Raw genomic sequence first — 12834 nt, forward strand, 5'->3', positions numbered from 1 at the left:
GCCACGGCTGACCAGCGATTTCCGGAGGATGACGGGCGTGATGTTTACGTAAACTTGGCGGTGATAGTTTCACCCGGTGCCGGGATCGTCAAGGAAACCAGAGGCGGACTGGAAGCCCATCAACCGCCGGTCGCGCGGGGTCTCGATGGCGGACGTGGCGCGCCTCGCCGGGGTGTCGTCGCAGACCGTGTCCCGGGTGTCCACCGGCCACCCCGGCGTCGTCGAGTCCACCCGGCGGGTCGTTCTGGACGCCATGCGGGAGCTCGGCTACCGGCCCAACAGCGCGGCCCGGGCGCTCAAGCTGGGCGAGTTCCGCACCATCGGGGTCATCCTCTTCACCCTCGCCACCACCGGCAACAGCCGCACGGTCGAGGCCATCGCCACGCAGGCCGCGCTCGAGGGGTACGCCATCACGCTGATCCCGGTGGCCGCCCCCACCCAGGACGGGGTGCTGGGCGCCTTCACCCGCCTCGGTGAGCTCGCCGTCGACGGCGTCATCGTCATCATGGAAGTCCACCTGCTCGACGCCACCGACCTCACCCTGCCGCCGGGCATGCCGGTCGTGGTCGTCGACTCCGACGCCGGCGACCGCTACCCGGTGGTCGACACCGATCAGGCCGACGGCGCCCGGCAGGCGGTACGGCACCTGCTCGAGCTCGGCCACCGTACGGTCCACCACGTCGGCGGCCCGGCCGAGTCGTTCTCGGCCGAGCGCCGGGCCCAGGCCTGGCGGGCCGTCCTCGAGGAGGCCGGCCGGCCCGTGCCACCCGTCGAGCGCGGCGACTGGTCCGCCACCTCCGGATACCGGGCCGGTCTGACCCTGGCCGCCGATCCCGCGTGCACCGCGGTCTTCGTGGCCAACGACCAGATGGCGCTGGGCGTGCTGCGGGCCCTGCACGAACACGGCCGCCGGGTCCCCGAACAGGTCAGCGTCGCGGGCTTCGACGACATCCCGGACGCGGCGTCCTACCTGCCGCCGCTGACCACCGTGCACCAGGACTTCGCCGAGGTCGGCCGGCGCTGCGTGCACGGCCTGCTGGGCCAGATCCGCGGCGAACGCATCACCCCGGGCACCGAGCTCGTGCCCACCGTCCTGGTGCACCGATCGAGCACCGCCGCGCCGCCACCGGCGGCCCGGCGCGCCCCCTGAGCTCTTGCCCGCGGTTGTTCTTTCGCCTGCCCCGGGCGGCCTCCGCCGTTAGGCTGGGTCCTGCGTTGTTCGTCCCCTTGTGAGGTGCCCGTGTCGCAGCCGCCAGAGGTGGACGTCGTCATCGTGGGCGGCGGCCTAGCCGGGCTCGCCGCTGCCCGCCGGCTGGACCGCGCCGGCGTCGACTGGCTGCTCGTCGAGGCCGCCGACCGCCTCGGCGGCCGCGTCGCGACGGACGTCGTCGACGGCTGGCGGCTCGACCGCGGCTTCCAGGTGCTCAACACCGCGTACCCGAGGGTCCCTGCCCTGGTCGACGTGGACGCGCTGGAGATGCGCTATTTCACGCCCGGCGTACTAGTTCGCCGCGGCGGACGCCTGCACCGCCTGGAGAACCCGCTCCGCGACCCGATGGCCGCCCCGAAAACCCTCAACAGCGGGGTGGGCACGCTCGCCGACCGCCTCAAGTTCGCGGCCCTGGCGACCCGCTGCGCGACGTACCCGCCGGCCCGCCTCCTCGACGCGCCCGAGCTGACCACCCAGGAGGCGTTGCGCAAAGCGGGCCTGTCGCACCGCATCATCGAAGAGGTCCTGCGCCCCTTCCTGTCCGGCGTCTTCGCCGACCGCTCCCTCGACACGTCGAGCCACGTCCTGGCGATGGTGCTCCGCTCCTTCGCCCGAGGCCGCATCGGCGTCCCGGCCCACGGCATGGCCATGCTCCCGGCGGCGGTCGCCGGCCCGCTGCCGTACCCGCAACTGCTGGTCAACGCCCGTACGCTCGCAGTCGCCCCGGGCCGCGTGGTCACGGAAGGCGGAGAGATCCGCTGCCGGGCGGTCGTGGTCGCCACCGACCCGGTGACAGCGTCGGAACTGCTACCGGCTCTGCCCCGCCCGGACATGCGCGGCCTCACGACCTACTACTTCGGCGCCCAGCACGCCCCCATCGACGAACCCACCCTCCTCCTGGACGGCGACCGCCGCGAAATCGTGGCCAACACGATCGTCATGTCCAACGCGGCCCCGGAATACGCCCCGGCCGGCCGGTCCCTGATCGCGGCCTCAACCGTCGGAGTGGCGGCGCCGTCGGGTGCCTCGGAGCAGGTGATGCGGGTGGAGCTGGCACGGATCTACGGCGTGCCCACGGACGACTGGGAGCTGCTCAAGGTCGTACCCATCCCGCACGCTCTTCCCGCAGCGCCGGTGCCGCAAGCCCGGCTCCGCAAGCCGGTCGCGCTGGGCGATGGGCTGTTCGTCGCGGGAGACCATCGGGACAGCCCCTCCATCCAGGGAGCACTGGCCGGAGGATGGCGCACGGCGGGAGCAGTGCTGGCCTCCTTGGGAGCACTGGCCGGCGCGCGCTGAGGCCTCTTGCGCGGCGCTCGTCAGCGGTGCGGCTTCGCGCCCTTCCACCGCGTTGACTGCCGCCGACCCGGGGTAAGCACCGTGCATGACTGACAACACGCAGCCCGAGCCCACCCCCGGCAACCCGGACGAAGACCACCCCGCCCAGGAGGCACACGGCGGCAGCATGGCCCCCGGCCTGGTCGACGACACGGGCCACCCGGACCCGGAAGAACCCCCGAAGGGCGACGACGAGTAGATCGCTGGCTTGCCCTGGACGCCGCGGGATAGGATCGCCGCCGGTACGGGGCGGTAGCTCAGCGGGTTAGAGCAGGGGACTCATAATCCCTCGGTCGCGGGTTCGAGTCCCGCCCGCCCCACGGAGCACTTGAGCTGGGCGTACGCGTGTGGGGATGAAGTATTGCGCAAACCGTGTTGATCTGGCCGTTCGGTGTGTCGCGTTCAGGCGCTTCCTGCGGCGACTTCGCGGGCCGGACGGACAGTGGCGCGTCGATGCCGATAGCGAGGCCGAGCATTTCGCGGTGACTCGGGAAGCCTGGTCAGGGCGGTTGTCATGAGAGCGCGGGCTGCGTCGACATCACCGCGCGGGTTGGCTGGGCGCGCGGACGAAGTCGAATTCCGGGCCGCCCAGTGCGGGATGGTTCGCAAGTCTGTCGAAGAGCGCTCTCGCTTCGGTGTCGGCGAGCCGGTGGACGAGGATCGCGTGTCACTCGGCGAGGTCTGCGGCACGCTACGTCATCGGCCGTCATCCGACGCGAGGACAGACGTCACCGCACACCGTACGGTCGGCCGGCGCGACGGACGGTGCGAGCGCCGTCCTGCTACCTGCTCCGCGAGTTGGGGCCCACACCGCCGGGAAGGCCGCATTCCTGACGCTTGGCACCGGCTGTCTCTGCCGGATCGCTCGGGTCTGGCAGGACTCGTTGCCGCAGCGCCGACCCCTCAGATCGAGCCCTGGGAAACCGATTGTCCCGCTGGACGTGATCAGCGAGTGAGGCGGCGCGCTGGCCCGCATAGGTTGGCCTGGGGGGAGGGCGCGCATAGATGACGGATCTGAGCCGCGGTGCGCGGCGCCGGGCCGGACGCCGGCCGCGTTCCGTTTTCGTGGACCTCGCGCTGTCGATGGTGGCCCTGGGAGCGATCACAGGTGTCATTTTTCCGATGTTCGTGGTGGTACTGGGAGTACCGTCCGCGTACGCGTTCCGGGTGAGGTTCATCGCTGCTTGTCTGGCCGCCGGCTTGGGCGTGGCCACGGGGAACTATCTGCTGGTTCGGCGGGTGGTGTGCCGGCGGTTGCGGCCGCTGGCCGATGGCATGCGGGCGTTCCAGCAGCGGCTGGACGCGTCCGGTGGTGAGAACGGCTGGTTGACGTTGGATGTGGGCCGGTATCGGCTCGACGCCGACGCGCCGGATCAGTTCGGAGCCAGCGCCGTCGCATTCAACCGGATGGTGGATTCCCTGCGGATTGTCAACGAACAGCTTGAGATGTTGACCCTGACCGACCCGCTTACCGGGCTGGCGAATCGGCGGCATTTCGATGAGAGGTTCAGCGACGCGTGGCAGCGTGCCCTGGCCACCGGCGGGTCCGTCGCCGTCGCGATGATCGACGTGGACCACTTCAAGCAGTACAACGACGGATACGGTCACCTCGCCGGCGATGAATGTCTGCGCCGTGTCGCGGCGGCACTGAGCGGCTCCGTCCGTGAGGGCAGCGATCTCCTCTGCCGATACGGCGGTGAGGAGTTCGCCATCGTCTTGTCCGACGCCGACGCGGGACGGGCCCGGGCGGTTGCCGAACGGGCGCGTGCGGCGGTGGCCGCCGTCGCACTTCCGCACCCGGAGACGGAACGGGATTGCGTTACCGTCAGCGTCGGCGTTGCGGCCAGGGAGCCGGCGACCGCCGCATCACCGGACGTGCTGATCAAAGCGGCCGACGAGGCCCTGTACCGGGCCAAACAGCACGGCCGTGACCGCGTGTGTGAGGACGGAGCGCCTTCCGCCGGCGAGCAGGATGTACCCGGTGTGTTTCCTCCGACCTCCCGCTGACTGGCATCCCGCGGACGACGCCTGGGGCGATCCGGTTCGGACGGGAACACCACGGCGTGCGGCGGAATCGACCTGCTGCCGGCCCGCAGGTTCAACGGAAGGTCGGCCGAGCGGTGCTGTCCACCGGTGCGAGTCCTACCGTCGGCCTATGACGCGGGGTCGAGGTCTGTGAGATCACCGGCCTGCTCGACCCCGCCGGCTGGCCGGAGGGCACCCGGTTCCTGGTCCGCCGGGAACGCCCGCATCCCGGCGCCCTGTGGCGGACGCGAGACATGAAGAAGCCCTCCGAACCGCCGAGGACTCGGCAAGTTTCCGCGGGCTTCGTCCGGATGCCGCGGGAGGGCGCCGCCCGCAGTGTGAGGCCAGCGGCGAAACCCGTCGATGGCTGGGCTGGGACGTCCGCCCGGGCCGAGAAGTCCTCCAGAGACCAACTTCAGGTCGCGGTCGGTGTCACCCGCGGGGAAGCCAGTAGAGCGTCGTGCCGAGGAACCAGAGTCCCCAGACGATGACGACCACCAGAACGATGGCCACCATCGCCGCAACTAGCACGGCTAGAAAGCCACCCGAGAGACCCAGCACTGACTTCCAGCGCGGGCGTGGAGCGCGGTCATCGTACTCCAGTCGGATCACGCGGAGACTGTACCTCCCTCCTGATCTTGCACGTCCTGCAGGCGAGACCTGCCCTCACGATGCAGCGTCACGCTGATCGCTGATGTCGCCGACGGTTCGGCTCGCGCCAAGCCCTGGCCGATCGCACTGCTTGGCTTCTCGGACGCGACCTCGGTCGCGTCCGAGCCGGCGATGTGGGCCACGGCGATCCGCGATTACATCGACCTGCGCGGCGACGACACCGATGCCATGCTGGCGATCACGGCGGGCCTCGGTTTTCACGAACTGCATCAGGGCCTGGTCGACGGCACCCCGACCGCGACAAGATCCGCCGCTGCCTGTTCTACCTTCCGCTCGGCACGCGTCCGTCAGGCAGCGCTCTGGCATCGATGAGGGTGGGTACGGCATTGGGCCGGCGCTGTTGCTTTGGGATTTTTACGATGCGGTATTCCGGTGGCAGGTCGGGGATCGGGACGTCGCGCTCCAGGTCCGCCAGGACCAGACCTGCGAGAGTGCGACAGCGGTCGGGGTCGGCGAGCGTGCTGGATACGATCGAATTCTGGCCGAACTGGGCATCAACGTGATGGACGAGTCACGCCACGGCACGTTCGGAAGCGTCCGGCACCTGGGTTAGGACCGCGTCCCAGTCGGTGTCGGGTTCGTCTATACCGTCGAGGTCCAGCGCTTGGAAGACGATGTGCGCGATGAGTCGGTCTCCCCGCTCCACGATTGCCTCGGCCCGGGCCCGGCGGTTCTTCGCAGTGCGGTGGAGAGTTGCTTCGATCTCCCGTAACACGAGGACGCTGCGCCAGATCTGGTAGGCAGAGGGTCGGTCCTGAGCATTGAACAATAGCTGGTATGCACCCTGAGTGCCCTGCTCCCACAGCAGATCCACGCCGCGCTTAGTCACTTGAGCGCTTCCGGTGCTCTCCTGACGTCTGGTCCCAGCATGCGACGGTGCCACCACAGCTGGGCAGTCATGATTGACCAGTGGCCGCGTTCCTGCCCTCGCGGCGCGTCGAGGCTGCTCGCGAACGGATTAGCCTGACGACGCTGCAGCGATCATGGTTGCGGCGAGCGCGCAGCAGAGCGCGACGGCGGCGAACACGGAGACGTAGCTGCCGCTGGCGGTGTGGAGGTAGGCGGCGGCGAGCGGGGCGGTGGCCTTGGCGAGAGTCATCGGTACGACGAGCGCGCCGGCGAGAGTGGCGTAGCGGCGGGTGTCGTAGCGCTCGGCGAGCAGGATGGGCTTGGCGAGCGTGGCGACGCCGAAGCCGAGTCCGAAGCCGATGACGGCGCCGATGACTCCGCCCGTCCTTGCGCCCGCAATGGGGAGCAGCAGGGCCGCGGCTGCTTGCACGGCGAACATCGTGGCAGTGATGGTGGTGGTGCGGTGGCGACGTTGCAGCCCGGTGGTGATGAGTCGCCCGGCGACCGACAGCGCGCCGAGCAGCCCGGCGATGGTCGCCGCGAACGCCGGCCGATGGCCCCAGGAGATCAGCGCGGCGACAAGGTGGACGGTGAATGCGCTGATCGCTGCGGTGTGCGCGGTGAAGCCGATGGCGAGCAGCCAGAACCCGCGGTCGGTGAGGGCGGCCCGTACCCCGCGCGACGGCGCCTGCGACGCCCGGCGCAGGGTCCGTGAAGGGGCGGATCCGCGCAGGACGAAGGCGTGCAGTGGCACCGTGAGCGCCTGCAGCACGGCCAGGACTATCAGTGTGGCGCGCCAGCCGTGGGCGTCGGTGAGCCATCCGGTTAGCGGCAGGAAGACGGAGCTCGCGAAGCCTGCCACGACGGTGATGGCCAGGAGTGCGCGCGAGCGGCGCTCGGCGGTGGTAACGGCGATGACGACAGCGAATGCGGCTTCGTACAGGCTGGCGGCGGCTGCGGCGCCGATGCCGATCTGCACCAGGTACAGCTGCCAGAGACGGTCGACCTGGGACAGGGCGACGAGCAGCAGGGCCCCGGCGGCTGATCCGCCGGTCATGAGGGCGCGGCCGCCGCGGTGGTCGAGCCAGCGGCCGACGGGTACGGCCAGCGCGGCGCCGGTCAGGACGCTGGCCGTGAATGCGCCGGTCACCGCGGTGGTGGAGGCGTGCAGATCTACCGCGAGCGGTGTGAGCAGAACGGCGAAGGCGTAGTAGAGGGTGCCGTACCCGATGGTCTGGGTGATCGCCAGAGCGGCGACGATGCCGGTCCTCCGCGCTGGTGTGACGGTCTCGTGCCCGCCGGTGACACCGGCGGGCACGAGTCGGGTTGCCGGTCGGGTCACGAGCAGCAGCTGCCGCCGGCCGCGGGAGTGAGGCTGATCAGGCCGGCGACGCTGGGCAGCGCTCCGGGCTGTTCGGTGAGCGCGGCGATCTGCAGGGCGACCTCGGGGTCGAGGCCGATCTGCTGTGCGGCGGAGCGGACGGCGTCGCTGGTGCTGGCCGCGGTGGGCAGCAGGGCCATGGTGGCGGTGGCCAGCTTGCCCGGCACGTCCGCGGGGATCCCGAAACGGGCGGCGATCTCGCGCGAGGCGTTGTCGGCGACGAGGTTGGAACTGCACACGCCCGTCTCGGGCAGGTCGAGCTGCACGTCGTCGGCGGCCTCGAAGTCACCGGCCAGCGCCGCGGCGATGGAGCGGACCTGTTCGTAGCCGGTGGCCATGAGGAACGTCGGAGCCCGGCCGTAGGACTTCATGCCGACGGCGTAGTAGTTCGGTTCGGGCTGGCCCAGCTCGCGGTAGCCGTGCGGGGACACGGTGCCGCAGGAGTGCTCGTTCGGGTCGATCAGGTCGGCCAGCGTACGGGTGCAGCCCAGAATGGGGTCGAGGTCCAGACGCAGCTCGGTGGCGATCGAGTGGTCGGGACGGAACCCGGTGGCGGACACGACCCGGTCCGCGGTGAGGGTGCGTCCGTCGGCGGCGACGAGTTCGATGCCGCTGTCGGTGCGGCGTACGGTGTGCACGCCGAAGCCCGCCACGAGGGTGACCGCGCCGGTGTCGACCAACGTGCGCAGGCCGCTGCCGAGCGCGCCGCGGGCGGGCAGCTCGTCGGCGTCCTCTCCGCCGAACGCGCGCTGCGCGGATCCGCCGCGCACGACCCAGGTGATGCGAGTGCCGGGCGCGGTCTCGGCGAGGTGGGCCAAGTCGAGCAGCGTGTTCGCCGCGGAGTGCCCGGCTCCCACCACGATGGTGTGCCGGTCGGCGTGGCGCTCGCGGTCGGCGCCGAGCACGTCGGGAAGTGCGTGGTCGATGAGGTCGCCGGCCTGGTCCTCGCCGTGGGCGGGCAGCCCGTTGACGCCGAGCGGGTTCGGGGTGCGCCAGGTGCCGGAGGCGTCGATGACGGCGCTGGCGGTGATGTCGGTGCCGTCGGCGAGGCGTACGACGAAGGGCAGGTCGGCGCGTCCGGCGGTGCGGACCCGGTCGGTGCCGACACGGCTCATCGCGACGACCCGGGCGCCGAGACGCAGGTTCGCGCCGATTGCGGGAAGTTTGGCCAAGGGCTGCAGGTACTCCTCGACGAGCTGCCCACCGGTGGGCAGGCCGTCGTCATCGGGCGCGGCCCACCCGGCGGCGTCGAGCAGTCGCCGGGCGGCGGCGTCGATGTTGTAGCGCCACGGGCTGAACAGGCCGACATGGCCCCACTGCCGGACCGACGCGGCCACCTCATCCCCGGCCTCGAGAACAAGGAACGGCAGACCGCGCTCGTGCAGCTGCGCCGCTGCGGCCAGGCCCACCGGTCCCGCACCGATCACCACGACCGGCAGCTCGGAACCATGGACCTCCTCGGCCGGAGCCGCCCGCACATTCACATCAGTGACCAGTGATGTGGCGTTCGCCGGACCGCAACAGCCGCTTTCGGCTACCGGCGCCTCTGACACGTCGGTCGCCTCGGCCGAGGTGGGGCCGCAGCAGCCGGCGCCCGAAGCCACTGCCTCAGTCTTGGCGGCCGGGTCGCAGCACGAATCGGCCGCAGCGGCAGCATCTACAGTTCCGCAGCAAGGACCAGCGCTCGGGTTCTGACTCATGGGAAGCCCTTCAGGTAGTGCCTGACGTGACGGCTTGGGAGGCGGTCGAACTGACGACGCAGCCCGACCGTACACATCGTTGGCGACTGATCTGTCTTGATCAGCGTCGAACTTCATCTACCTTGCATCTTGATTAGAGCGATGTCAAGCTAGGGCCATGTCGGTTCTTCCCATGCTGGAAACCTCCGCGTCGCAGGGCTGCTGCCCGCCACTGTCCGCGCGGGCCCTCGACCCGCAGGTGGCAGGCGAGCTCGCGCCGCTGTTCAAGGCGTTGAGCGACCCGATCCGGCTGCGGCTGCTGTCGCTGATCGCCGCCTCCGACGAGGTCTGCGTCTGCGATCTGACAGATGCTTTCGACGTCACGGGTGCGACGATCTCGCACCACCTGCGGGTGCTGCGCGAGGCCGGGATGGTCGAGGCCCGCAGGGTCGGCACCTGGGCCTACTACCGGCTGCGCGCGGAAGCACTCGACCTGCTTGGTGGCCTGTTGAGCACCGGCAGCGCCGCATCGTCGCGCCTTCCCGCGCCCAGCGTCACGGCCCTCCCCGCGGCCGATCACGGCTCTCAGGGCCCTGCGATATCAGCGAATCCTGATGTGGTGCGGTTGCTCGGGGATCCGTTGCGGGCGCAGATCGTTCAGATCCTCGCCGAAGGGCCCGCCACCACCTCGCATCTGGTTGCCGATACCGGAGCCAAGCAGCCGAACGTGTCGGGCCACCTCAAGCTGCTGCGTGAAGCCGGCGTCGTCAGCGCCGAGTCTCGCGGCCGGTACACGTATTACCGGATCGTCCCGGACGCCTTGCAAGGTGCGGCTTTGCATCTGGCCGATCTCGCCGCGCAGGCGCGCGCCACCGCCGACGAGTTCCGGAGCCTCTGAAGGGCCGCCGAACACCTGCGCAGTCGGAGCCAAAATGACTGGCAGGTGAACAACTGGCTGCCCGCTTGCCTGGGACGAATTATCTCAGTCATCATTGAGTCAATGAATACTGAAGGTTCCTCGGTGGTGGAGCGGGCGCGGATCCATGCCGCGCTGGGCGACCCGGCGCGGCTCGCGATCGTCGACGCGCTGTGCCTCGGCGACGCGTCGCCCGGCGAGATCGCCCGCAATCTGGACCTTCCGAGCAACCTCGTTGCCCACCACGTCAAGGTGCTCGCCGACGCCGGACTGCTGGAGCGCACGCGCTCGGAGGCTGATCGACGCCGCACCTACCTACGGCTGTGCCCCGACGCGTTGGCGCTGTTGGACTCACCGCAGCTGCCGGACGCACGGCGGGTGGTGTTCGTGTGCACCCACAACTCGGCCCGCTCGCAACTGGCTGCCGCACTGTGGTCCGACCGCACCCACCGTCCGGCCGCCTCCGCCGGCACCCACCCGGCTTCCCGCGTACACCCCAAAGCCGTTGCGGTGGCGCGCAGGCACGGGCTGCGGCTCGATCCGACCGGTACGGCGCACGTAGGCGACGTCGTCGTCGACGGTGACCTGGTCATCGCGGTCTGCGACAACGCACACGAAGACCTCACCACCGGCGCGGCCAGCCCTCGGCTGCACTGGTCGGTGCCCGACCCGGTCCGGGTCGGCACCGACGCGGCCTTCGAGGCCGCGTATACCGACCTGGCCGGGCGCATCGACCGCCTGGCGCCCAGGCTCGCAGGAGATCAGCCGTGACCGATCTGACCACCCCGACCTGGCAACGCGACCTGTCCATCGACCAGCAGCTGGCCCTCAAGACCGCCGCCACCCGGCTGGCAGGCGAGTTCGACGGCGTCTACGGGCCGGAAACCATCGAACGGTTCCTGCACTCCAGTTACGACCAGTTCGCCACCGTCGGCAGCATTCCGAACTTCCTGCCGCTGCTCGCCGAACGCTTCGCACGGCAACGCCTGCAAGCCCTCGCACGCGTCGAAGGACACCACCGCGACGGCAAACCAGTCGTGCTGTTCCTGTGCACCCACAACGCCGGCCGTTCGCAGATGGCTCTCGGCTTCTTCACCCACCTCGCCGGTGATGCCGCCGTGGCATGGTCGGGTGGCTCCGAACCCGGCATCGAGATCAACCCGGCGGCGGTCGCCGCCATGGAAGAGCGTGGCATCGACATCTCCGCGGAATACCCCAAGCCTTGGACCGACGAGGTCGTGCACGCCGCCGACGTCGTGATCACGATGGGCTGCGGCGACGCCTGGCCGATCCTCCCCGGCACCCGCTACGAGAACTGGGATCTCGACGACCCCGCCGGGCTCGATGTCGCCGCCGTGCGACCCATCCGCGACGAGCTCGAACGCCGGGTCCGGCAGCTCCTCGACGAACTGCACGTCCCCGTCCGCTGAGCACCACACCCGCACAACCCTGGGAGAACCCGCGCTCATGAACCCCGTTGCGACCTGGCGGCGTCTGCTCGCCGAGTTCGTCGGCACCGCACTGCTCGTGGCGGCCGTCGTCGGCTCCGGCATCATGGCCACCACGCTGTCACCCGGCAACGTCGGCCTACAGCTGCTGCAGAACTCCGTCGCGACCGCGTTCGCGCTCGGCGCGCTCATCCTCACCTTCGGCCCGGTCTCCGGCGCCCACTTCAACCCCGTCGTGTCGGCCGCCGACTGGTGGCTCGGCCGCCGACACGGCACCGGCCTGAGCCTGCGAGACCTCGCCGGCTACACCACCGCTCAGATCCTCGGCGCGATCGCAGGGTCGGTACTGGCGAATCTGATGTTCGACCTGAGCGCCGTGACCATCTCCACCAAGACCCGCACCGGAACGCACCTGTGGCTCGGCGAGGTCGTCGCCACCACCGGCCTGCTCCTGCTCATCTTCGCCCTCGTACGCTCCGGCCGGGCCGCCGTCGCACCCGCGGCCGTCGGCGCCTACATCGGAGCGGCGTACTGGTTCACCTCCTCCACCAGCTTCGCCAACCCAGCCGTCACCATCGGCCGCGCCTTCACCGACACATTCGCCGGCATCGCCCCGGCCTCCGTACCGGCCTACATCGGCGCGCAGCTCGTCGGTCTACTCGTCGGCATCGGTCTACTCGCTGCGCTCTACCCCCACGCCGGTGTCAACGCCGACCAGGTCGTCGTCCCCCATGACCACGCCGAGCCGGTCCGCAGCCGGGTCTGAACCAACCGACCACCACCAACCCAGAGGAAGAAACATGAGCGACAAGCCCTCCGTCCTGTTCGTCTGCGTGCACAACGCCGGCCGCTCCCAGATGGCCGCCGGCTGGCTGCGCCACCTCGCCGGCGACAAGGTCGAGGTCCGCTCCGCCGGCTCCGCGCCGGCCGAGACGATCAACCCCGCTGCGGTCGAGGCGATGCGCGAGGTGGGCATCGACATCACCGACCAGAGGCCCAAGATCCTGGAGTACGACACAGTCGAGTCCTCCGACGTCATCGTCACCATGGGCTGTGGGGACGCCTGCCCGTACTTCCCCGGCAAACGCTACGAGGACTGGAAGCTCGAGGACCCTGCGGGCAAGGGCGTCGAATCCGTGCGCCCGATCCGCGACGAGATCAAGGGGCGCATCGAGCAACTGCTAGCCGACCTGATCCCGGCCACCTGAGGTGGACGCCGTGCGCAACCTGATCATCATCGGCTCGGGACCGTCCGGATACACCGCGGCGCTCTACGCGGCCCGGGCCAACCTCAAGCCGCTCGTCATCGAGGGCGTCCA

15 protein-coding genes and 1 tRNA gene are annotated in these 12834 nt (G+C 70.2%); 12 read left to right on the plus strand and 4 right to left on the minus strand.

Annotated features, from left to right (window positions below; genetic code table 11):
• The first annotated feature begins 145 nt into the window (after positions 1-145).
• The 5 genes from AB0K03_RS39960 to AB0K03_RS39980 all read left to right on the plus strand — a co-directional run bounded on the left by AB0K03_RS39960 (position 146) and on the right by AB0K03_RS39980 (position 4552).
• Entirely contained in the window at positions 146-1150 is a 1005-nt protein-coding gene (locus AB0K03_RS39960; protein WP_364697002.1) for a LacI family DNA-binding transcriptional regulator, read from the plus strand.
• A 90-nt stretch (positions 1151-1240) separates the two neighbouring features.
• Entirely contained in the window at positions 1241-2506 is a 1266-nt protein-coding gene (locus AB0K03_RS39965) for an NAD(P)/FAD-dependent oxidoreductase (protein ID WP_364697005.1), read from the plus strand.
• Between the two features lie 85 nt (positions 2507-2591).
• A complete protein-coding gene (locus tag AB0K03_RS39970; RefSeq protein ID WP_364697008.1) occupies positions 2592-2744 on the plus strand; it encodes a hypothetical protein in 153 nt (50 codons plus the stop codon).
• Between the two features lie 47 nt (positions 2745-2791).
• Positions 2792-2865, plus strand: a tRNA-Ile gene (locus AB0K03_RS39975).
• Positions 2866-3550: 685 nt separating this feature from the next.
• On the plus strand, positions 3551-4552 hold the full coding sequence (locus tag AB0K03_RS39980) for a GGDEF domain-containing protein (RefSeq protein WP_364697011.1): 1002 nt from the start codon (positions 3551-3553) through the stop codon (positions 4550-4552).
• 450 nt (positions 4553-5002) lie between these two features.
• On the opposite strand, the gene AB0K03_RS39985 is transcribed toward AB0K03_RS39980, so the two are convergent.
• Positions 5003-5182, minus strand: a complete 180-nt coding sequence (locus tag AB0K03_RS39985; RefSeq protein WP_364697013.1) for a hypothetical protein — start codon at positions 5180-5182, stop codon at positions 5003-5005.
• Between the two features lie 171 nt (positions 5183-5353).
• Between AB0K03_RS39985 and AB0K03_RS39990 the strand changes: the two genes are divergently transcribed.
• Complete coding sequence (locus tag AB0K03_RS39990; RefSeq protein ID WP_364697016.1) at positions 5354-5554, plus strand: hypothetical protein; 201 nt, start codon at positions 5354-5356, stop codon at positions 5552-5554.
• A 199-nt stretch (positions 5555-5753) separates the two neighbouring features.
• Here AB0K03_RS39990 and AB0K03_RS39995 read toward each other — a convergent pair whose 3' ends face one another.
• The 3 genes from AB0K03_RS39995 to AB0K03_RS40005 all read right to left on the minus strand — a co-directional run bounded on the left by AB0K03_RS39995 (position 5754) and on the right by AB0K03_RS40005 (position 9172).
• Positions 5754-6056 carry a hypothetical protein gene (locus AB0K03_RS39995; protein WP_364697019.1) on the minus strand — a complete coding sequence of 101 codons (303 nt, stop codon included), beginning with the start codon at positions 6054-6056 and terminating at the stop codon, positions 5754-5756.
• Positions 6057-6200: 144 nt separating this feature from the next.
• Positions 6201-7433: an MFS transporter gene (locus AB0K03_RS40000; RefSeq protein ID WP_364697022.1), complete on the minus strand. Its 1233-nt coding sequence runs from the start codon at positions 7431-7433 to the stop codon at positions 6201-6203.
• Entirely contained in the window at positions 7430-9172 is a 1743-nt protein-coding gene (locus AB0K03_RS40005; RefSeq protein ID WP_364697025.1) for an FAD-dependent oxidoreductase, read from the minus strand. The genes AB0K03_RS40000 and AB0K03_RS40005 overlap by 4 nt, the downstream gene beginning before the upstream one ends.
• Positions 9173-9329: 157 nt before the next feature.
• Here AB0K03_RS40005 and AB0K03_RS40010 point away from each other — a divergent pair, with 157 nt between their 5' ends.
• From AB0K03_RS40010 to AB0K03_RS40035, 6 genes are all read left to right on the plus strand, one after another.
• Positions 9330-10049, plus strand: coding sequence for a metalloregulator ArsR/SmtB family transcription factor (locus AB0K03_RS40010; protein WP_364697028.1), 720 nt, complete (start codon positions 9330-9332; stop codon positions 10047-10049).
• A gap of 102 nt (positions 10050-10151) precedes the next feature.
• Positions 10152-10838: a helix-turn-helix domain-containing protein gene (locus AB0K03_RS40015; protein WP_364697042.1), complete on the plus strand. Its 687-nt coding sequence runs from the start codon at positions 10152-10154 to the stop codon at positions 10836-10838.
• On the plus strand, positions 10835-11497 hold the full coding sequence (locus tag AB0K03_RS40020; RefSeq protein WP_364697031.1) for an arsenate reductase ArsC: 663 nt from the start codon (positions 10835-10837) through the stop codon (positions 11495-11497). The genes AB0K03_RS40015 and AB0K03_RS40020 overlap by 4 nt, the downstream gene beginning before the upstream one ends.
• 37 nt (positions 11498-11534) lie before the next feature.
• Positions 11535-12281 carry an MIP/aquaporin family protein gene (locus AB0K03_RS40025; protein ID WP_364697033.1) on the plus strand — a complete coding sequence of 249 codons (747 nt, stop codon included), beginning with the start codon at positions 11535-11537 and terminating at the stop codon, positions 12279-12281.
• 34 nt (positions 12282-12315) lie between these two features.
• A complete protein-coding gene (locus AB0K03_RS40030) occupies positions 12316-12723 on the plus strand; it encodes an arsenate reductase ArsC (RefSeq protein WP_364697036.1) in 408 nt (135 codons plus the stop codon).
• A gap of 1 nt (position 12724) precedes the next feature.
• Positions 12725-12834 (plus strand): FAD-binding protein (locus tag AB0K03_RS40035; protein ID WP_364697045.1); only part of this gene is annotated, 110 nt, incomplete at its 3' end.

The sequence above is a fragment of the Actinoplanes sp. NPDC049316 genome, from assembly GCF_040677315.1.
In the GTDB taxonomy this organism is placed as follows: Bacteria; Actinomycetota; Actinomycetes; order Mycobacteriales; family Micromonosporaceae; genus Actinoplanes.